At 65.5% G+C, this 19,593-nt stretch carries 17 protein-coding genes and 3 tRNA genes; 16 read left to right on the forward strand and 4 right to left on the reverse strand.

Going from position 1 to position 19,593, the window contains the following annotated elements; translation table 11 throughout:
* The first annotated feature begins 7 nt into the window (after positions 1 to 7).
* Both M2319_RS08980 and M2319_RS08985 read left to right on the forward strand, forming a co-directional pair.
* Positions 8 to 670 (forward strand): L,D-transpeptidase, encoded by a 663-nt coding sequence (locus M2319_RS08980; protein WP_264601265.1) that lies wholly within the window; start codon positions 8 to 10, stop codon positions 668 to 670.
* A gap of 52 nt (positions 671 to 722) precedes the next feature.
* Positions 723 to 1,682 (forward strand): VOC family protein, encoded by a 960-nt coding sequence (locus M2319_RS08985; RefSeq protein ID WP_264601123.1) that lies wholly within the window; start codon positions 723 to 725, stop codon positions 1,680 to 1,682.
* An 84-nt stretch (positions 1,683 to 1,766) separates the two neighbouring features.
* On the opposite strand, the gene M2319_RS08990 is transcribed toward M2319_RS08985, so the two are convergent.
* Entirely contained in the window at positions 1,767 to 2,687 is a 921-nt protein-coding gene (locus M2319_RS08990) for an NmrA family NAD(P)-binding protein (protein WP_264601124.1), read from the reverse strand.
* A gap of 157 nt (positions 2,688 to 2,844) precedes the next feature.
* Between M2319_RS08990 and M2319_RS08995 the strand changes: the two genes are divergently transcribed.
* Complete coding sequence (locus M2319_RS08995) at positions 2,845 to 3,216, forward strand: winged helix-turn-helix transcriptional regulator (RefSeq protein WP_264601125.1); 372 nt, start codon at positions 2,845 to 2,847, stop codon at positions 3,214 to 3,216.
* A 66-nt stretch (positions 3,217 to 3,282) separates the two neighbouring features.
* Here M2319_RS08995 and M2319_RS09000 read toward each other — a convergent pair.
* Positions 3,283 to 3,358 (reverse strand) — tRNA-Asn (locus M2319_RS09000).
* A 149-nt stretch (positions 3,359 to 3,507) separates the two neighbouring features.
* Between M2319_RS09000 and M2319_RS09005 the strand changes: the two genes are divergently transcribed.
* Positions 3,508 to 3,807 (forward strand): hypothetical protein, encoded by a 300-nt coding sequence (locus M2319_RS09005; RefSeq protein ID WP_264601126.1) that lies wholly within the window; start codon positions 3,508 to 3,510, stop codon positions 3,805 to 3,807.
* Between the two features lie 13 nt (positions 3,808 to 3,820).
* Here M2319_RS09005 and cbiB read toward each other — a convergent pair whose 3' ends face one another.
* Positions 3,821 to 4,822: an adenosylcobinamide-phosphate synthase CbiB gene (gene cbiB, locus M2319_RS09010; RefSeq protein WP_264601127.1), complete on the reverse strand. Its 1,002-nt coding sequence runs from the start codon at positions 4,820 to 4,822 to the stop codon at positions 3,821 to 3,823.
* Between the two features lie 146 nt (positions 4,823 to 4,968).
* Positions 4,969 to 5,042: transfer RNA gene (locus tag M2319_RS09015), tRNA-Cys, on the reverse strand.
* A 322-nt stretch (positions 5,043 to 5,364) separates the two neighbouring features.
* Here M2319_RS09015 and M2319_RS09020 point away from each other — a divergent pair.
* From M2319_RS09020 to M2319_RS09075, 12 genes are all read left to right on the forward strand, one after another.
* Positions 5,365 to 6,036, forward strand: coding sequence for a protein-L-isoaspartate O-methyltransferase family protein (locus M2319_RS09020; protein ID WP_264601128.1), 672 nt, complete (start codon positions 5,365 to 5,367; stop codon positions 6,034 to 6,036).
* A gap of 282 nt (positions 6,037 to 6,318) precedes the next feature.
* Complete coding sequence (locus M2319_RS09025) at positions 6,319 to 7,680, forward strand: TolC family outer membrane protein (protein WP_264601129.1); 1,362 nt, start codon at positions 6,319 to 6,321, stop codon at positions 7,678 to 7,680.
* Positions 7,681 to 7,859: 179 nt separating this feature from the next.
* A complete protein-coding gene (locus M2319_RS09030; protein ID WP_264601130.1) occupies positions 7,860 to 8,609 on the forward strand; it encodes a PopZ family protein in 750 nt (249 codons plus the stop codon).
* 201 nt (positions 8,610 to 8,810) lie between these two features.
* Entirely contained in the window at positions 8,811 to 11,573 is a 2,763-nt protein-coding gene (locus M2319_RS09035) for a valine--tRNA ligase (RefSeq protein WP_264601131.1), read from the forward strand.
* 747 nt (positions 11,574 to 12,320) lie between these two features.
* The gene (locus M2319_RS09040; protein ID WP_264601132.1) at positions 12,321 to 12,557 is read left to right on the forward strand and encodes a hypothetical protein; all 237 of its coding nucleotides are present in this window, start codon (positions 12,321 to 12,323) and stop codon (positions 12,555 to 12,557) included.
* 488 nt (positions 12,558 to 13,045) lie between these two features.
* Entirely contained in the window at positions 13,046 to 13,384 is a 339-nt protein-coding gene (locus M2319_RS09045; protein WP_264601133.1) for a P-II family nitrogen regulator, read from the forward strand.
* Positions 13,385 to 13,490: 106 nt separating this feature from the next.
* Positions 13,491 to 14,900 (forward strand): type I glutamate--ammonia ligase, encoded by a 1,410-nt coding sequence (glnA, locus tag M2319_RS09050; RefSeq protein ID WP_264601134.1) that lies wholly within the window; start codon positions 13,491 to 13,493, stop codon positions 14,898 to 14,900.
* 187 nt (positions 14,901 to 15,087) lie between these two features.
* On the forward strand, positions 15,088 to 16,590 hold the full coding sequence (locus tag M2319_RS09055) for an NAD(P)H-hydrate dehydratase (protein ID WP_264601266.1): 1,503 nt from the start codon (positions 15,088 to 15,090) through the stop codon (positions 16,588 to 16,590).
* Positions 16,591 to 16,742: 152 nt separating this feature from the next.
* A complete protein-coding gene (locus M2319_RS09060; RefSeq protein ID WP_264601135.1) occupies positions 16,743 to 16,886 on the forward strand; it encodes a hypothetical protein in 144 nt (47 codons plus the stop codon).
* A 253-nt stretch (positions 16,887 to 17,139) separates the two neighbouring features.
* Positions 17,140 to 17,224 (forward strand) — tRNA-Leu (locus tag M2319_RS09065).
* Between the two features lie 114 nt (positions 17,225 to 17,338).
* Complete coding sequence (tig, locus tag M2319_RS09070) at positions 17,339 to 18,685, forward strand: trigger factor (RefSeq protein ID WP_264601136.1); 1,347 nt, start codon at positions 17,339 to 17,341, stop codon at positions 18,683 to 18,685.
* Between the two features lie 221 nt (positions 18,686 to 18,906).
* The gene (locus M2319_RS09075) at positions 18,907 to 19,548 is read left to right on the forward strand and encodes an ATP-dependent Clp protease proteolytic subunit (RefSeq protein ID WP_111433008.1); all 642 of its coding nucleotides are present in this window, start codon (positions 18,907 to 18,909) and stop codon (positions 19,546 to 19,548) included.
* Positions 19,549 to 19,593: the final 45 nt, after the last annotated feature.

Consider the following 19,593-nt stretch of genomic DNA (forward strand, 5'->3'; position numbering starts at 1 on the left):
ACGCGGCATGACTATCAACAGACGTGGCTTTGTGGCCGCCTTTCCCTTTGTCCTGGCCGGCTGCGCCACGGTTCGGCAGTCCCCGGCAGAATCGGCCATCGGGTCCTCCTACGCCTCCATGTATGCGGCCGTCGACACCGAGCCGTTTCCTGTGCCCGCGATCGATCTCAGAAAAGTCAAACCGGCGTTCCTGCGCCGTGAGGTGGCGTATCGGACAGACGAGTGGCCGGGCACGATCGTCGTCGATCCCGCCGCGCGCTACGCCTATCTGGTGCTGGAGAACGGCCGTGCGCTTCGCTACGGCGTCGGTGTCGGCAAGGAGGAAGCGCTCAATTTCCGCGGCGAGGCGACGATTGCCCGCAAGGCCGAATGGCCGGGCTGGCGCCCGACGCTGGACATGATCAAGCGTGACCCCAAGAGGTACGGCCCGTTGAAGAACGGTCTTCCGGGGGGCGCCGGCAATCCGCTCGGGCCGCGCGCGCTCTATCTCTACCGCGATGGCCGTGACACCTATTACCGGCTGCATGGCACCGTGGAGCCGTGGACGATCGGCACGACCGTGTCGTCGGGCTGCATCCGGCTGCTCAATCAGGACATCATGGATCTCTATCGGCGCGTGCCCGTCGGCACGAAGGTCGTCGTCCTGCCCGCCGGCGCGGCAACGGCTTGACATCGGCGCGGCGACGAGGGGGAGAACGGCGATGCCGGCAACGGGCAGATCCATGACGACCCGCCGATCGGTGCTCGCGGCCGCCGCGAGTGTCCTCTGGGCGGGCGTCCTGACCGGAGTCCATGGGACGGGCAGGGCGCTGGCGGGCGGGGCGGGTCGCATCCCCGCCCACCGGCGGTCGATGTTCATCGACCGCGCCGGTCTGCGGGTGCGCAATCTGGAGGGAACGATCCTTTTCTACCGGCAGGTCATCGGGCTGGAGGTCCTCAGTCGGACCGAGCATGGTGCGCTCCTCGGCGCCGGCGGTGCGGGGTTCCTGGAACTGGAGCGCGACCCCGGTGCGGCGCCCGCTCCGGTGGGGGCCGCGGGCCTCTACCATCTCGCCTTTGAGATGCCGACACGGCCGGATCTTGCGCGCTGGATCGTCCATGCCGCTCGGCATCGCATTCCGGTGTCGGGCCTCGCCGACCATCGCGTGACCGAATCCGTCTATCTCGACGATCCGGAGGGCAACGGGATCGAGGTCTACGCCTCCCGGCCGGAGGCGGAATGGATGTGGACGGGTGGCCAGGTCGCCATGGGTGTCTTCGACCTCGATCTTGATCCGCTGTTGAAACTGGTCGACCGGAGCGAGGAGGCCTATGCCGGCGCGCCGGCGGCGATGCGCATCGGCCATATCCATCTGCGGGTCGGGGACCTCGCTGCCGCCGAGCGGTTCTATTCCGACCTGCTCGGCTTCGACGTGACCCGGCGCGCATCCGGCGTCGTGTTCCTGTCCTCCGGCAAATATCACCACCATGTGGCCGTGAACGTCTGGGAGAGCGCGGGCGCGGGCCGGCGCGGCGAGACGGACCTCGGGTTATCGTGGTTTTCGGTCGCGATAGCAGATCGGCCGGCGCTGGACGATCGAAAGGCCCGCCTGCGCAGCGCCGGCGTCCCGTTCAGGTCCATCGCCGGAGGGATAGACGTCGAAGACCCCTGGGGAAACAGGGTTCGGTTGAGGGCGATCTAGGCGTTGTCGTCACAGGACGGCTGCGAGAGCCGAGCTTTGCCGCGGCGACGGATGGGGTGGGTGCGGACGATGCGCTCCGCCGTCTCACAGGCCTTCGCTGCGCACATATTCCGCGATGCCGGTCGGCCTGATGTGCGGATAGCGGTCGTTGGCGATCGATTGCAGCTTGGCTTTCCCGGACAGCATTGCGCGCCAGTACATCAGCGGCAGCCAGGCGTACATGTTGCCGGGCTCCGCCAGCCGGCGGCGCTCAAGCTCGGCGTCGAGATCGGCGAGGGTGCCCATATTGCTGACCGTGATGGATTTGCCTGAGCCCGCCTCATAGGCCTTTACCAGCCCATGGAAATCCACGGTTTCGCCGGCCACTTCGAAGAGCGGCGGCAGGGGCTCGTCGTCGACGGCCGCCTCGGCGGTGTAGCGGGCGGCGTCGGCATAGGTCGTGAAGTCCATGTCCTTGTTGCCGTTGCCCCACAGGAAGGCGCGTCCTTCGCCGAGGTCGAATGCGCCGAGGAAGCCGAAGGTGACCCTCTTGTCGTTGAATGCGCCGATCTGAATCTGGACGACCTCCACATCGCCGCTTGCGTCATCTGCGGCGCGCGCAAAGGCGCGGCGGTCGTCGGAGTTGATGTTGTCGCCGTCATCAAGGCCGAAGATGTTGTAGGAGAAGTTGGAGGGGATGAACCGGCGCACGCCGGCCTTGCGCGCGGCCTCAAGCAGGCGAAGCTGGGCGCCGACGATGATATCAGGGCCGCCCTGGACCGCCGAGACGACCGAGAAGGCACCGGCCATCGCCCCGTCCAGCACGCCGCCCTGGTCCTCGCTCGCCAGGTCGACCTCGACGACCTCGACGCCCCGCTCGCTGAGGCTTGCGACCTTGGCGACGCTTTCGGGACGGACGAGGACGCGCAGCGTCACCTCCGGCTTTGCCAGAAGCTCTTTTGCGATCAACGAGCCCAAATCACCCGTTGCGCCTGCGAGAACGACGATCTTCTTCGTGTCGGTCATGTCTTGCCTCGTCCTGAACGTTTTTGTGGGAGCGCGCCTGAGGCGGAACGACAAGTATTTGTTCCGGATCGGCACCTGGTTCCTTTTCGTAATCCGGCATAGATAGTAGGCTCCGATCAGGCGCCGCAAGACGGCACAACAGTGTTACCGGGGTCACATGGACGGAACCGACCTTCCCATCCGCCACACGGCCGACTGCATGAAGGCCTCCCAGGTGCTGTCGCGCATTGCCGGCAAGTGGAGTGTGCTCGTCATCATGCTGCTCAGGGCGCACCCTTTGCGGTTCAGCGAACTGAAGCGCGGCATCGAGGGCATATCCCAGCGCATGCTGACCCTGACCCTGCGCAACCTGGAGCGCGACGGCCTCGTCACGCGGACGGTGACGCCGTCGATCCCGCCGCGCGTCGACTACGAGCTGACGGATCTCGGCCATTCGCTCGCCGGGCCGATCGAGGCCGTCGGCACCTGGGCGTTCCGCAATATGTCCCGGATCGAGGCCGCGCAGGCGCGCTACGACGCCACGGACTAGGCGCATGCGCATCACGCGCGGAACGACCGGCGGCGCAAAGGTGTCTGGAATGTCTGGGAGAAAAGGTGGCTCCCCGGGCCGGACTCGAACCAGCGACCCAGCGGTTAACAGCCGCTTGCTCTACCAACTGAGCTACCGGGGAACAGACGGTCGCGAACGACCGAGGCCCGTCCTATATCAAATCCCTGTCGCAATTGCCAAGAGCCAAATCGCCATGTTTTTTCGCACCGAAACGTTTTCCACCCGCAAGGACCGCGGACGTTGCCTCCACGGGTTTTCCGGCCGGGCGGGATGCTGTGCAAAGGTCTCTCTATGACGAAGGTCCGGCTCGGCAATCGCAGCGTCTCGCTGCCGGGATCGCGCATTGCCCGGATCGTCATCGGCGTGCTTCTCGTCGTCGGCGGCGTCCTCGGCTTCCTGCCGGTCGTCGGCTTCTGGATGTTGCCGCTCGGTATTCTGGTGCTTTCCATCGACCTGGCGCCGGTCCGCAGGCTCCGGCGGCGCGTCGAGGTGTGGTGGGAAAAGCGGCGACGGCGGCGCAACGGCGAGACGGAGAAGGGCCGCTGGACTTCGCGGGAAAACGGCTCCTGAGGGAATTGCCGCCTCAGGGCGCGATGAGCACGGTGGCGCCGAGAGAAAGGGCACCGATCATCAGCACCGCATAGATGCCGGCATGGAAGACGCCGGCGGCGGCAAAAAGCCCCAGGGCCCGGTCGAGGTCGCCTTCCGCCAATTCCTTCTTGCCGCCGTCGTTGACGAAGTCGTCGTCGATGACGACGCCGGCATAGACCCGCGGGCCGGCAAGGGCGATGTCGAGGGCCCCGGCAAAGGCGGCCTCCGGCCATCCGGCATTTGGCGAGCGGTGTTTCCTGGCATCGCGGAGCGCGGTGCGGAGCGCCTTCCTGGCGGCTGCGCGGTCGGCAAGGAAGGTCGCGCCGGCAATGACGAGGGCGGAAAGCCGGGCCGGGACGAGGTTGGCAAGATCGTCGAGGCGGGCAGCGGCCCAGCCGAACTCCGAATAGCGCGCGTTGCGGTGGCCGATCATGGAATCGGCCGTGTTGAGGGCCTTGTAGACAAGCAGCCCCGGCAGGCCGAAGATCGCGAACCAGAAGGCCGGCGCGACGACGGCATCGGAGAAGTTCTCGGCTAGCGATTCGGTCGCCGCGCGCACGACACCGGCCTCGTTCAGCCGGTCCGGGTCGCGGCCGACGACCTTGGCGACGGCCTCGCGGCCGCCCTTGAGCCCGTCCTTCAAAAGTGCGTCTCGGACGATGGCGACGTGCTCGTAGAGCCCGCGCTGGGCGATCAGGATCGAAGCCAGAAGGCCGATGGCGAAATCGCCGAAGGGCAGGCGGGCGAGACCCATCTGCAGGGCGATACCGATGCCGATGGCGACACTAAGAAGAACGACGACGGTGAGGACGCCGCCACCGCGCCGGCGACCGTCTGCGGCGTCTTCCAGGTTGAGCTTGCGGTCCAGAACATCGATCAGGTGGCCGAACAGCACGACCGGATGGGACAGTCGGCGCCACACCGGATCGGGATCGCCGACCAGCGCATCGATGATGAGGGCAAGGAGAAGGGCTGCGAGGGTTTCCGGAAACATCGGGATTTCTGGGCCGAAGCTGACGTCACGGCGCCTTGGTTAGAGCATCGGCAGGTTTGGCAAAAGCGGAAAAACCCGCAGTCCGGATGCGCGCGTCATCAGCGCCGGGCAATCGGACAGGGTCTGGAACAATCGGAAGGGAAATTTGGAGGCCACGCCCGGAATCGAACCGGGGTATACGGATTTGCAGTCCGCTGCGTCACCACTCCGCCACGTGGCCGTCGCGTTCACACGTTCGTGAAACAGCAATGGTAGCAGCGTCATTATCAAAGCTTCCGTCCGACCTCAATCGCAAAAACTCACAAGGTGACGAAACGCGTCCGTTGCGGGCGATGCGGCAAATGGCCGGACGGCATCGTCGCCGGCGCGATTGCGGCTTCTTCTTGCCAGCGGCCGTTGGCGGGGCTAATCAATCGGGCACGGCCGGCAACGGCCGGATCGCCGGAACGGGGCGCTGCGGCATCTTTTCCTCCGGGCGGTCGGTTGAGGCGACGGAGACGGCCGACAGGGCCGGCGGCTCCGGCAAGCGGCGGGGACCCGAGATGGTCGATTTCACCACAGCGCGCAGGAAGATGGTCGACAGCCAGCTTCGTACCAGCAACGTCACCCATTACGGGGTGCTGGCGGCGATGGGCGAGGTGCCGCGCGAGGATTTCGTGCCGGCGGCCCAGCGCTCGCTCGCCTATATCGACGAAGACATCCTTCTGAAGGACGCCGATGCCGGCGAGCCGGCGCGCTATCTGACGCGGCCGGCGCCGTTCGCCCGGCTGGTGCAGCTCGTTGCGCCCGGGGCCGACGACGTCGCGCTTCTGGTCGGTGCCGGCGGCGGCTATGGCGCTGCCGTGCTGGCGAAGATGGTCAGCGCCGTCGTCGCGCTGGAATGCGACGAGGAACTGGCGAAAGAGGCCGGCAAGACGCTGGACGAGCTCGGCATCGACAATGCCGCCGTCGTCGTCGGGCCGCTCCAGGCCGGATGGCCGGGCGAGGGGCCCTATGACGTCATCCTGGTCGACGGCGCCGTGGAAAAACTGCCCGACGGATTGCTCGACCAGTTGAAGGATGACGGCCGGCTCGTCGCCGTGGAGGGCCATGGCCTTGCCGGCAAGGCGATCGTCTATACCCGCTCCGACGACGACGTCAGCGGCCGGCTCGGGTTCAATCTGGCGTTGCGGTCGCTGCCGGGGTTCGAGAAAGAGCCGGAATTCACGTTCTGAGCCGGACCGGCGCCGCTATTGGCGGTTTTCCCGGCCTTTCCACAGGCCGAACGCTGCCGGGACGCCCGGTTGTGGCCCGTGGCGAATCGACCTGTTGCCCTTTAGCCGCACAGCTGACGATTTCTTAAGATGCCCTTAAGGTGCCTGTTTCGGGTACTGCGGCTTTTCATTATTGTGCTTTCGAAGACAGACGAAGGGGCAGAAGGCGGTGCTTTTGCCCCGGCTGAATGAGTCTGCGTGAGGTTCGCTTCCGTGTTGCGCGTAAAAACGGCCACCCTGACATTGGTTCTGACCCTTGGCGTCGCAATTTGCGTCGGCCAGGGCGCGCGGGCCCAGACCCTGATGCAGGCGCTGGCGGAGGCCTATAACAACAATCCGACGTTGAACCAGGCGCGGGCCCAGCTCCGGGTCACCGACGAGGGCGTGCCGATCGCCAAGTCGACGGGCCGGCCGACGGCGACCGCGTCGCTGGAACGCGGCCATGTGTCGAGCTGGTCGACGTCGCCGGGCAACGGCCTGCCGCACTATTCCTCGCACTACAATCCCTCGACCGTGGCGCTGCAGATCGTGCAGCCGATCTTCCAGGGCTTTCGCACCCGCAACAGCGTCAAGCAGGCCGAGGCGGCGGTGCTGGCCCAGCGCGAGTCGCTGAAGAACACCGAGCAGCAGGTGCTGCTGGACGCGGTCACCGCCTATATGGACGTCATCCGCGACGGCGCCATCGTGCAGCTTCGCGAGCGCGACCTGGAATTCCTCGACGAGCAGGTCGGGGCCTCGCGCGACCGCTTCGAGGTCGGCGAGGGCACCCGCACCGACGTCTCCCAGGCGCAGGCCCGCGCCGCCAGCGCCCGCTCGGAGCTGAACCTTGCGCGCGCCAACCTGACCACCAGCCGGGCGGTGTTCCAGCAGATCATCGGCATCAAGCCGCAGCGGCTCGTCGGCCGCACCAAGGTCTACGGCACGCTGCCGAGGTCCGTCGACGGCGCGGTGCAGATCGGCCGCGCCGAGCATCCGGCGATCCGCGCCAGCGAGATGAACATCGATGCCGCGCTCTATGCGGTGAAGGTGGTCGAGGCGGAAATGCTGCCGACGATGACGCTGGAGGGCAATCTCAGCCGCCAGTGGCAGCCGTCCTCCAGCTTCGACGGCCGCGTCGACACCGCCTCCGTCTACGCCCGCGTCCGGGTGCCGCTCTACCAGGGCGGCGGCGTTTCGGCGCGGGTGCGCCAGGCCAAGGAAGAGCTCGGCGTTGCCCGTATCCAGCTCGACGTCAACCGCGACCTCGTGCAGTCCAACATCATCGCCTCCTGGGGCCAGTTGCAGGCGGCCATGGCCTCCATCATCGCCGGCCGGGCGGCGGTCGCGGCCAACCAGCTCGCCCTTGACGGCGTCATCGAGGAGCAGAAAGTGGGCCAGCGCACGACGCTCGACGTGCTCGACGCCCAGCGCGAGCTGATCAACGCCCGCGTCTCGCTGGTCACCGCGGAGCGCAACAAGGTGGTCGCCGCCTACACGCTGCTGTCGACGATCGGCCGCCTCAAGGCGGAAAGCCTCGGCCTCCAGGTCACGGCCTACAATCCCGAGGCGCACTTCGAAAAGGTCGAGGACAAGTGGTTCGGCCTGCGCACCCCGGACGGCCGCTGAGCCCGCCGCGGGGCCCGTAAAGGGCGCTTTTCCACAACAAAGAATTCCGGTGAATACATGTGGGCCGTCCGGCCGGCGGGATTCCTTACCGCCGGTGCGGCGTCTATAGTGTGGGTTGACCGAATCGCCGAAAGCATCGGTGGGTAAGTGGAAAGAGTAACGCGGGAGCGAGCGGGCATATGGCCAAAGTCAATCAGGACCAAGAGCCGTCGATGGAGGAGATCCTGGCGTCGATACGCCGGATCATTTCCGACGACGAGAGCGCTCCTGCGCCCGGCGACGCGCCCGTTGCCGAGGCACCGCCGCCGGAGCCCGACCTGGAGCCCGACGCCGACCTTTCCCAGGATGACCTCGACGCCCTGTTCGACACGCCCACTCCGGAACCGGAGCCCGAGCCGGAACCAGAGCCGGAGCCGGAGACCGAGCTTTCCCAGGACGATCTCGACGCGCTGTTCGATGCCCCCACGACACCTGAACCAGAGCCGGAGCCCGAACCGGAACCTGAGCCGGAGCCCGAACCTGAGCCGGAAACCGATGTCCTCGACCTGACCGAGGACCTGGTGGAGACGGACGACGGCGGCTTCGACGTGGAATTCGCCGAGTTCGAGGCCGAGGAAGAGCCGGAGCCTGAGGTCGAGCCGGAACCGGAACCCGAGCCGGAACCGCAGCCGGACCTTGCGGCCTTCGCCTCTGCCGCGCGCGCCGAGGCGCCGGACGAGCCGCTGCTGTCGCCGACCTCCGATGCGGCGGTTTCCGCCGCCTTCGGCAACCTGGCCCACACGATCCTGTCCAACAATGCCCGCACGCTGGAGGATCTGGTCGGCGAGATGCTGCGGCCGATGCTGAAGACCTGGCTCGACGACAATCTGCCGGCGCTGGTCGAGCGGCTCGTGCGCCAGGAGATCGAACGGGTCTCGCGCGGCCGCTGATCCGGCGCATTCCGGCGGGCCGTGCCCGCATGGATTGGTGCTGCGGTTTGCCACGTGAAGGCCTGCCGCGACGCGAACGCATGGGCGGGGCGGTTGACTTCGCCCCGCCCATTCGCTTTACCAGCGACTTGCAGCAATGCCAGTGCCTTGCGGCAATGTCAGGGCCTTGCGGCAAGGGACCTTCTTCGCGGACCGGATTTCATGCTCGACAAAACCTATGACGCGGCCTCGATCGAGTCGCGCATCTACGACCTCTGGGAAGACACGGGCGCCTTTCGCGCCGGCGCCGGACCGCGGGGCAAGGACGACACCTATTGCATCGTCATTCCGCCGCCGAACGTCACCGGCTCGCTGCATATGGGCCACGCCCTCAACAACACCCTCCAGGACGTGCTGATCCGCTTTGAGCGCATGCGCGGCAAGGACGTCTTGTGGCAGCCGGGCACCGACCATGCCGGCATCGCCACCCAGATGGTGGTCGAGCGCCAGCTCTTGGAGCGCCAGGAGCCGGACCGCCGCAGCCTCGGCCGCGAGAAATTCGTGGAGCGGGTCTGGGAATGGAAGGCCCATTCCGGCGGCACCATCATCAACCAGCTAAAACGCCTCGGTGCCTCCTGCGACTGGAGCCGCGAGCGCTTCACCATGGACGTGGGCCTGTCGAAGGCCGTCCTCAAGGTGTTCGTCGCGCTCTACAAGGACGGCCTCATCTACAAGGACAAGCGGCTGGTCAACTGGGACCCGAAGCTGCACACGGCGATCTCGGACCTGGAAGTCCAGCAGATCGAGATGAAGGGCCATCTCTGGCACCTGCGCTATCCGCTGGAGGGCGGCGCCACCTACGAGGCGCCGGTCGCCTGGAACGAGGAGGGCGCCCCGACCGCCTTCGAGACCCGCGACTACATCGTCGTGGCGACGACCCGGCCGGAGACCATGCTCGGCGACACGGCCGTTGCCGTCCACCCGGAGGACCCGCGCTACAAGGATCTGATCGGCAGGAACGCGATCCTGCCGCTCACCGGCCGGCGCATTCCGATCGTTGGCGACCACCATGCCGACCCGGAGGCGGGCTCCGGCGCGGTCAAGATCACGCCGGCGCACGATTTCAACGACTTCGAGGTCGGCAAGCGCCACGACCTGGCCCAGATCAACATCCTCGACATCGAGGCCAATCTGGCGCTTGAGGGCAACGACGATTTCCTCGCCGGACTGGAAGAGAGCGCCGAGCTTGCTGAAACACTGAAGCTGCACGGCGTCGACCGCTTCAATGCCCGCAAGGTCATCGTCGAGCGCATGGACGCCGCCGGTCTCCTCGACCACATCGAGGACCACACGCATATGGTTCCGCATGGCGATCGCGGCGGCGTGCCGATCGAGCCGTATCTGACCGACCAGTGGTATGTGGACGCGGCAACGCTCGCCAAGCCCGCCATCGCCTCGGTCCGCGAGGGGCGCACGGAGTTCGTCCCGAAGACCTGGGAAAAGACCTATTTCGAGTGGATGGAGAACATCCAGCCCTGGTGCATCTCGCGCCAGCTCTGGTGGGGCCACCAGATCCCGGCCTGGTACGGGCCGGACGGCGCCACCTTCGTGGAAGAGAGCGAGGAGGCGGCGCTCACTGCCGCCCGCGCGCACTACGGCAAGGACGTGGAACTCACCCGTGACGAGGACGTGCTCGACACCTGGTTCTCCTCCGCGCTCTGGCCGTTCTCAACGCTCGGCTGGCCGGACCAGACGCCGGAGCTGCAGCGCTACTACCAGACAGACGTTCTGATCACTGCCTTCGACATCATTTTCTTCTGGGTTGCCAGGATGATGATGATGGGTCTTCACTTTATGGATGAAGAACCCTTCCACACCGTCTACATCCACGCCCTGGTCCGCGACGAGAAGGGTCAGAAGATGTCGAAGTCGAAGGGCAACGTCATCGATCCGCTCGAGCTGATCGACGAATACGGTGCCGACGCCCTGCGCTTCACGCTCGCCGCGATGGCCGCGCAAGGGCGCGACATCAAGCTGGCACCGACGCGGGTCGCCGGCTATCGCAACTTCGCCACCAAGCTGTGGAACGCCACCCGCTTTGCGGAAATGAACGGCTGCGTCCGGGTGCCCGGCTTCGATCCGGCGACGGCCAGGGAGCCGGTCAACCGCTGGATCGCGACCGAAACGGCGCGCTGCGCCGGTGCTGTTCGCGACGGGCTTGAGACCTACAAGTTCAACGAGGCGGCCGGCTCGCTCTACCGCTTCGTCTGGAACACCTTCTGCGACTGGTATCTGGAGCTCGCCAAGCCGATCCTGACGGGCCCCGACGGGGCGGCCAAGGACGAGGTCCGGGCGACCGCCGCCTGGGCCATCGACCGTATCCTGGTGCTCTTGCATCCGTTCATGCCGTTCGTGACGGAAGAGCTGTGGCAACGCACCGGCGAGGACGGCCCGGCGCGGGACGGCATGCTGATCCATACGGCCTGGCCCCACCTCGACTTTGCCGATGCGGACGCCGCCGACGAGCTCAACTGGCTGGTCGACGTGATCTCGGCCGTGCGCTCGGTGCGGGCGGAAATGAACGTGCCCGCCGGCGCCCGGACGTCGCTGGTGGTGCTCGGCGCGGATGAGGCACTCAAGGCCCGGTTCGACACCCATCTGCCGGCGATCGAGCGGCTCGCGCGCGTCGACGACCTGACCTTTGCCGATACCGCGCCGGAAGAGTCCGCGCAGATCGTCATCGGCGCGGCGACGCTCTGCCTGCCGCTTGCCGGCGTCGTCGACCTCAATGCGGAGCGGGCCCGGCTCGACAAGGAACTGAAGAAGATCGACGGCGATATCACCCGCATCGACAAGAAGCTCGGCAACGAGCAGTTCCTGGCCAAGGCGCCGGAAGAGGTGGTCGAGGGCGAGCGCGAAAAGCGCGAGGAATTCGTCCAGCTTCGCGCCAAGATGGCCGAGGCGCGGGGTCGACTGGGGCCATAGAGCACATCGAAGATCGATAAATCGATTGTGAAGCGACGGTCGGCTGCGTGTCCGATTCGACGTCTCCGACAGAGGAGACTTTGGAACGGGATGAGCATTGAAAAAGGGATCTTCGCTGGGGGGTTTTGAGAGCCTCGGACGAAGCCCTTTCAGCATCGACCTCATCGAAATGGCGTTCGTCGAGAGGCGTCGTAAGCAAGATAATTCATCTCGCCACACACCTTGATCCGTTGTAGAAATCGGCGACATTTCGCGGATCAGTCTTCAATGAAGTCGGTCTCATTCGAGCGAGCCTGCTTCCTGCTCTTGGCAGCTTTCTGGCTAGGGTTGGACGCTCACTATTGTCCGCCGAATGTATCGGCCCTCGACGAAGCCAATCTTGCCCAGGAAGGACCGCACGAGGTTTTTGCGATCCTCCGGCAAGCAGTCATTCACGTCGAGGCATTGCCCCGCGACGGGGATGCGGCAAGCGAAAACGGCTTGGGAAGTGCGGTAACGCCTCCCGTAGGGTCGTTCGTTCCGTCGACGCAGCTGTCGAAATCGACGCGTGCACCCGCATTTCCCGAAAAGCGCATTTCTTCCAGCGCTTCTTCCCGTCACCGGGCGAGACCGCCGCCGCTGTTTGCCTGAAGACCCGACATCATCGGAAAAAGCAATTGGCGCACCTAATGCTCTGCGCGCCTGCCTGTTCGGCTGTCTGTATGGCCGCCGTTCTCATTGCGCCCGATGGGGCGCACAGGATTTCCAATGAAACGTGTCATCAATTTCTGGAGCCTATTGGGCTTCATCTCCGTCTCTGCCTTCCTAGCCACCGAGATTGCCGTTGTCGCTGCCGCTGTGGTTTGGGGGATATCTAGCCTCTTCGGGCTGGCGATGGTGCCGACGATAGCCCTAGGTATCCTGGTCGGAGTTCCGAGCCTCTACGGCATGGTCAAGGCCACCATTCTGGCTTTTCAAGCCGAGACCGATCCGGAGAACAACTGAGGCAAGGTGGTCATCGGCCGCGTGCCGTCGTTCCTGACCGCGCCTGCATAGCTGCCTGCTGTGTAAGCCGGTTCCGCGTTTTTAGGACGGGCTATAACCACAATAGGCGGCAAAGACTGGACCGGCACTGCGCCGGTCCGGCAGTCCCGTTTTTTTCTTTCATTGTTGGCCATGGCGCCATCGGCATTGCCTTTGACGAAGCCGCGGTCATGCCTGTCGCGGGCTCCATGCTGGCGCGCGTACCGTCGGCTTCACCGCGCTGCCGAATGGGTTTGACTAACAATTCGGCAACTGCAACAAATTTGGCCATCAGCAGTGCTCCCTCCGGTACCGGAACGCCGCTCAATGCGGCGGATTGCCGGGGGTTTTTTGCGTAGGCAGGGTTTTTCGAATTGGCATGCCGCGTGCTAGGACGGGGGCGATCGCGCCGGGGTTTCCCCACTCACGGCCGCGGCGACGATTAAGGGATGTGGGAAAAGGCGGAGGCGATGAAGAAGATCGAAGCAATTATCAAACCCTTCAAGCTCGACGAGGTGAAGGAAGCGCTGCAGGATGTCGGCCTGCAGGGCATCACGGTAATCGAGGCCAAGGGGTTTGGCCGGCAGAAGGGCCACACCGAGCTCTACCGGGGCGCGGAATATGTGGTGGACTTCCTGCCGAAGGTGAAGGTGGAGATCGTCCTTGCCGACGATCTGGTGGACAAGGCCGTCGAGGCCATTCGCGGCGCCGCCCAGACCGGGCGGATCGGTGACGGCAAGATTTTCGTCTCGCAGGTCGAACAGGCTATCCGCATCAGAACAGGTGAAACCGGCCTCGAAGCGGTCTAGGATACCGCTCGCGCCACCCGCCTGTTTTCTCAACTGACCGGTCCCCGCCGACAATTTTTGCACGGGACCAGACAAGACCAATCCAACACGTGAAGGAATGTAGCAGATGAGCACTGCCAGCGACGTCCTTAAGAAGATCAAGGACGAAGACATCAAATTTGTTGACCTGCGGTTCTCCGATCCGCGCGGCAAGATGCAGCACCTGACCATCGATTCGGGCATGGTCGACGAAGACATGTTCGCCGACGGCACCATGTTCGACGGGTCGTCGATCGCCGGCTGGAAGGCCATCAACGAGTCCGACATGTGCCTGATGCCGGATCCGGCCACCGCGCATATGGATCCCTTCTTCGGCCAGTCGACGCTCGCTATCTTCTGCGACATCCTGGAGCCGTCCACCGGCGAGGACTACAACCGCGATCCGCGCTCCACGGCCAAGAAGGCCGAGGCCTACCTGAAGTCCACCGGCATCGGCGACACCGTCTTCTTCGGCCCGGAAGCCGAGTTCTTCGTCTTTGACGACGTCCGCTTCTCGCGCGATCCCTATGACACCGGCTTCATCATCGATTCCGGCGAGCTGCCGATCAACTCCGGCACCGAATACGACGCCGGCAACCTCGGCCACCGTCCGCGCACCAAGGGCGGCTACTTCCCGGTGCCGCCGGTCGACAGCGCCCAGGACATGCGCTCCGAGATGATCTCGGTGATGGCCGACATGGGCATCAAGACCGAAAAGCACCACCACGAGGTCGGTGCCGCCCAGCACGAGCTCGGCATCATGTTCGACACGCTGACCATGAACGCCGACAAGATGCAGATGTACAAATACGTCGTGCATCAGGTCGCCCATGCCTACGGCAAGACCGCGACCTTCATGCCGAAGCCGGTGTTCGGCGACAACGGCACGGGCATGCACTGCCACCAGTCGATCTGGAAGGACGGCGCCCCGGTGTTCGCCGGCAACCAGTATGCCGACCTCTCCGAGGATTGCCTGTTCTACATCGGCGGCATCCTGAAGCACGCCAAGGCGCTCAACGCCTTCACCAACCCGTCGACCAACTCCTACAAGCGTCTGGTCCCGGGCTATGAGGCGCCGGTGCTCTTGGCCTATTCGGCCCGCAACCGCTCGGCCTCCTGCCGCATTCCGTTCGCGACCTCGCCGAAGGCGAAGCGCATCGAGGTCCGCTTCCCGGATCCGGCTGCCAACCCGTATCTGGCCTTCGCCGCCATGCTGATGGCCGGCCTCGACGGCATCAAGAACAAGATTCATCCGGGCGACGCCATGGATAAGAACCTCTATGACCTGCCGCCGGAGGAGCTGAAGGACATCCCGACCGTCTGCGGCAGCCTGCGCGAAGCCATCGAGTGCCTCGATGCCGACCGCGAGTTCCTGAAGGCCGGCGGCGTCTTCGACGACGACCAGATCGATGCCTATGTCGAGCTGAAGATGGAAGAGGTCCTCGCCTACGAGATGACCCCGCATCCGATCGAGTTCGACCTCTACTACTCGGTCTAAGCACCGCATTTCCGGCGCCAGCAACGACTGGCGCCGTCAGAGGGGAAAGCCGGGCCGGAGCGCAAGCGCTCCGGCCCATTTTTTTGTCTTTTTGTCCTGTCCATCGGACCGGTAGCCGCCTTGACAGGCCGGCGATGCCTCCGACAATGGCCGCGTTTCGTTTGGACCTTTGAAGGGCTCTGTTGTGATCGAGCTGTTGACGCCGGAGGAAATGGGGCGGGCCGACGCGGCGACGATCGCCGCGGGAACGCCGGGCATCACGCTGATGGAGGCGGCGGGAAAGGCGATCGCCGAGACCGTCCGCGACCGCTTCGCCGATGCCCGCCGCGTCCTCGTCCTTGCCGGCCCCGGCAACAATGGCGGCGACGGCTATGTGGTGGCGCGTCTTCTGGCCGGGCGCGGCTGCGCCGTCGCGCTCTGCCAGTTCGGCGATCCGGCAAAGCTGAAGGGCGATGCCAGGCTTGCCGCCGAGGCGTGGGGTGGCGACATCGGCGCGGCCACGCCGGCGTGCGTTCCCGGCCACGACCTCATCATCGATGCGCTGTTCGGCGCCGGGCTCGCCCGGCCGGTGACGGGGGCGGCCGCCGATCTCATCGAGGCCGTCAACGCCGACCCGGCTTCCGTCCTGGCCGTCGACCTGCCGAGCGGCGTTTCCGGCGAGACGGGACTGGCCCAAGGCGCTGCGATCCGGGCCGATGCCACCGTCACCTTCTTCCGTAGGAAGCCCGGGCATCTGCTCTATCCGGGGCGCGGCCTTTGCGGGCCCGTCGACGTCCATGACATCGGCATTCCCTCCGGCGTCCTTGGCGATATCGCTCCGAAAACCTTTGCCAACGAGCCGGCCCTGTGGCGCGACCACTGGCACCCGCCGGTCGTCGAGGGCCACAAATACGCCCGCGGCCATGCCGTCGTCGTCTCCGGGCCGGCATCGGCGACGGGCGCCGCGCGCCTTGCCGCCATGGCGGCGCTGCGGGCCGGGGCGGGGCTCGTCTCGCTCGCCTCGCCGCCGGGCGCCGTCCTCGTCAACGCGGCCCATCTGACGGCGGTCATGGTGAAGTCCTGCCGCGGCGCGGAGGGGCTGTCGGAGCTGCTGTCGGACACGCGCCTCAACGCGGTCGCCATCGGTCCGGGCGTCGGGATCGGACCCGAAACCTGCGACCTCGTCGCTGCCTGCCTCGACGGTGACCGGTCCGTCGTCCTCGATGCCGATGCGCTGACGGCATACCAGAATGAGCCACAAGGACTGTTCGGTGCCATTGCGGCACACTCCGGGGCGGGCGTGGTGATGACCCCGCATGAAGGGGAGTTTTCCCGGCTGTTCCCCGATCTCGGCGTTGCCAATCCGGAGACGGCCGTTGTCTCGAAACCGGACAGGGCGCGCCAAGCGGCCGCGCGGAGCGGCGCCGTCGTCGTCCTGAAAGGACCCGATACGGTCATTGCCGCGCCGGACGGACGGGCTGCGATCAATGCCAGCGCCCCGCCCTGGCTGGCGACGGCGGGGGCAGGGGATGTGCTCACCGGCATCGTTGCGGGCCTCCTCGCCCAGAAGATGCCGGCCTTCGAGGCGGCCGCCATGGCGGTCTGGATGCACGGAAAAGCCGCCGCTTGCTTCGGGCCCGGCATGATCGCCGAGGACCTCGCTCCGGCGCTCCCGGCGGTGTTCGCCGACCTCCTCGAGCCGGGCGATTAAACGGCTACCGCGCCTTTCGAGAATTCCGTCAACGCTTCGTTTGGCCTTTCCCCAACGCGCCTGTCGTGGGCGACGCACATGGCGCACGCATTGCAGCTTTGCCGGCATCAGCAACGAAGTGTTCCGTTTTCGAACGGGAGGCACGAGGACCCATGAAAATCTTTGCAGCGATCGCCGTCGCCATCGGCGCGGTGCTGTTTTATCAAGCCGGCTTCGACGTCGACCGGCTGCCGATGACCCTTGTCTGGTTCGCGGTTGCGACCACAGGTGTCATCTGGGCGTTGGCCAAAATCTGAGGCGCCGTTTTTTATTGATCTCACGCGCGTTCGCTTCGCCCGCCGCTGCGATGGGGCGGCCTGGCCGGCCGGCTCCCGTTCGGGCTTGCGAACGCCTTGCGTTCGAAACGGCGCCCCATGAGCCCCGCTGCCGCGCCCCGCGCGGCGGCCCTGCGGCCCTTTTGTGATGGAAAAGCGCCGTTTTTCCTTTGATGGCCGAACATCGGGTGATATAGAGGCGGCGCCTCGGCTTCGGTCGGTTCGGGCGCCCGTTGCGGGCGTGGTGGAATTGGTAGACACGCCAGGTTTAGGTCCTGGTGGCGCAAGCCGTGGGGGTTCAAATCCCTCCGCCCGCACCAAGCTTTCCGCCGGTACCCCCAAAGCTGCTCCCGAGCGAACCCCACGGCCCCTGAGGGCCGGTCGGGCGGTTCGGCGAACATTCAGACGCGCGATACGTAAGGACAGAGCACGTAATGCAGATCAACGAGACCCTGAACGAGGGGCTGAAGCGGGAGCTTTCCGTCGTCGTTCCCGCCGACGAGCTGGACAGCCGTCTTGTCAAATACCTGGAGGACGTGAAGGACCGCGTCCGGCTGCCGGGCTTCCGCCCGGGCAAGGTTCCGCTCGCCCATCTGAAGCGCGTCTACGGCACCGAGGCCATGAAGGAGATCGTCAACGAGACGATCACCGAAACCATCCGCTCCTCGATCGACGGCAAGGACGAGAAGCCGGCCTTCCAGCCGGATGTCGACGTGGAGAACGAGACCCTTGAAGGGGTTCTCAATGGCGACGGCGACCTGACCTTCAAGATCAAGTACGAGGTCCTGCCGGAATTCGAGCTCGGCGACTTCAAGTCGATCAGCATCGAGCGCCCGGTGGCCGAGGTCACCGACGAGGAGGTCGAGGCGCGGGTCCGCCAGATTGCCGAAGGCAACCAGAGCTACGCGCCGCGCGAAGAGGGCGCTGCCGCCGAGGACGGCGACCGGGTGACCCTTTCCTATGTCGGCAAGCTCGACGGCGAGGCCTTTGAGGGCGGCAGCGACGAGAACGGGCAGATCGTGCTCGGCTCCGGCCGCTTCATCCCGGGCTTTGAGGAGCAGATCGTCGGCGTCAAGGTCGGCGACGAGAAGACCATCAAGGTGACCTTCCCGGAGGACTATCCGGCCGAGCATCTGGCCGGCAAGGAGACCGAGTTCGACATCGTCATCAAGGAAGTGGCGGCGCCGGAAGAGGTCGTGCTGGACGATGCCTTCGCCTCGCGCTTCGGCATCGAATCGATGGACAAGCTCAACGAGACCGTCAAGCAGCAGATCGAGAACGAGTTCGCCGGCGAAAGCCGCCAGAAGGTCAAGCGCCAGCTCCTCGACAAGCTCGACGAGCTGCACAAGTTCGAGCTGCCGCCGACCCTGCTGCAGAGCGAGTTCGAGCAGATCTGGGGCCAGCTCACCAACAACATGGAGCAGGCCAAGCACAGCTTCGAGGACGAGGACACCACCGAGGAGAAGGCGCGCGAGGAGTATATGACCATCGCGGAGCGCCGGGTCCGCCTCGGTCTCGTCCTGTCGGAGATCGGCGAGCGCAACGAGATCAAGGTCACCGAAGAGGAAATGCAGCGGGCCCTCTATGAGAAGGTCAGCCAGTTCCCGGGCCAGGAAAAGCAGGTGGTGGAGTACTACCAGCAGAACCCGACGGCGATGGCGAGCCTGCGCGCACCGATCTATGAGGACAAGGTCATCGACTATCTGCTGGAGCTCGCCGAGGTGGAGGAAAAGACCGTCACCAAGGACGAGCTCTTTGCCGAGGACGACACCAAGAAGTGACCGCCATTGGGAGGGCGCCCCGAACGGCTTTTGCCCGGGCGCCCTTTCCGGCTCTTCCGGTGCCGCGCGGCCGGGCCGCTAACCACGGCGGTCGAATGACGCTTTTTTATCGGGCGGCGTTTGACTAAATAGGACCAGACACCGATCCGAATCGGGGCCGCCCCCCGATCGCACCGCGCAAGGCGGGGACCGCCCCGCCGCGACGACGACAAGGACTGTTTATGGCCGACCGCGATCCCGTCGATTACACCGTCAATTCCCTGGTCCCCATGGTGGTCGAGCAGACCAACCGCGGCGAGCGGGCCTACGACATTTTTTCCCGGCTCCTGAAGGAGCGCATCATTTTCATCACCGGGCCGATCGAGGACACGGTGGCGACGCTGGTCTGCGCCCAGCTTTTGTTCCTGGAATCGGAAAACCCGAAGAAGGAAATCGCGCTCTATATCAATTCGCCCGGCGGCATCGTCTCGTCCGGCCTTGCCATCTACGACACCATGCAGTTCATCCGCCCGGCGGTCTCGACCCTGTGCTTCGGCCAGGCCGCCTCGATGGGCTCGCTGCTGCTGGCGGCCGGCGAGAAGGACATGCGCTTTGCGCTGCCGAACGCGCGCATCATGGTGCACCAGCCGTCCGGCGGCTTCCGCGGCCAGGCCAGCGATATCATGTTGCACGCCCAGGAGATCCTGGCGCTGAAGAAGCGCCTCAACGAGATCTACGGCAAGCACACCGGCCAGGAGCTCGACAAGATCGAGGCGGCGCTGGAGCGCGACAATTTCATGACGGCGGAGAAGGCGCAGGAGTTCGGCATCGTCGACCAGGTGATTTCCGACCGCGACATGATCTCCGGCGGCGCGGAAAGCTGACGGCCGAGCCGGGTCGCAAGGGGGCGCCTGGTACGTCCGGGAGAG

The organism is Rhodobium gokarnense (genome assembly GCF_025961475.1).
GTDB lineage: Bacteria > Pseudomonadota > Alphaproteobacteria > Rhizobiales > Rhodobiaceae > Rhodobium > Rhodobium gokarnense.

Coding starts and splice junctions, on each gene's coding strand:
- M2319_RS09030 (WP_264601130.1), top strand. CDS start 7,860: ATGGCCAAAGTCAATCAGGACCAAGAGCCGTCGATGGAGGAGATCCTG.
- M2319_RS09005 (WP_264601126.1), top strand. CDS start 3,508: ATGCTGTGCAAAGGTCTCTCTATGACGAAGGTCCGGCTCGGCAATCGC.
- cbiB (WP_264601127.1), bottom strand. CDS start 4,822: ATGTTTCCGGAAACCCTCGCAGCCCTTCTCCTTGCCCTCATCATCGAT.
- M2319_RS09060 (WP_264601135.1), top strand. CDS start 16,743: ATGAAAATCTTTGCAGCGATCGCCGTCGCCATCGGCGCGGTGCTGTTT.
- M2319_RS09035 (WP_264601131.1), top strand. CDS start 8,811: ATGCTCGACAAAACCTATGACGCGGCCTCGATCGAGTCGCGCATCTAC.
- M2319_RS09040 (WP_264601132.1), top strand. CDS start 12,321: ATGAAACGTGTCATCAATTTCTGGAGCCTATTGGGCTTCATCTCCGTC.
- M2319_RS09075 (WP_111433008.1), top strand. CDS start 18,907: ATGGCCGACCGCGATCCCGTCGATTACACCGTCAATTCCCTGGTCCCC.
- M2319_RS08985 (WP_264601123.1), top strand. CDS start 723: ATGACGACCCGCCGATCGGTGCTCGCGGCCGCCGCGAGTGTCCTCTGG.
- M2319_RS08995 (WP_264601125.1), top strand. CDS start 2,845: ATGGACGGAACCGACCTTCCCATCCGCCACACGGCCGACTGCATGAAG.
- M2319_RS09020 (WP_264601128.1), top strand. CDS start 5,365: ATGGTCGATTTCACCACAGCGCGCAGGAAGATGGTCGACAGCCAGCTT.
- tig (WP_264601136.1), top strand. CDS start 17,339: ATGCAGATCAACGAGACCCTGAACGAGGGGCTGAAGCGGGAGCTTTCC.
- M2319_RS08990 (WP_264601124.1), bottom strand. CDS start 2,687: ATGACCGACACGAAGAAGATCGTCGTTCTCGCAGGCGCAACGGGTGAT.
- M2319_RS09045 (WP_264601133.1), top strand. CDS start 13,046: ATGAAGAAGATCGAAGCAATTATCAAACCCTTCAAGCTCGACGAGGTG.
- M2319_RS08980 (WP_264601265.1), top strand. CDS start 8: ATGACTATCAACAGACGTGGCTTTGTGGCCGCCTTTCCCTTTGTCCTG.
- glnA (WP_264601134.1), top strand. CDS start 13,491: ATGAGCACTGCCAGCGACGTCCTTAAGAAGATCAAGGACGAAGACATC.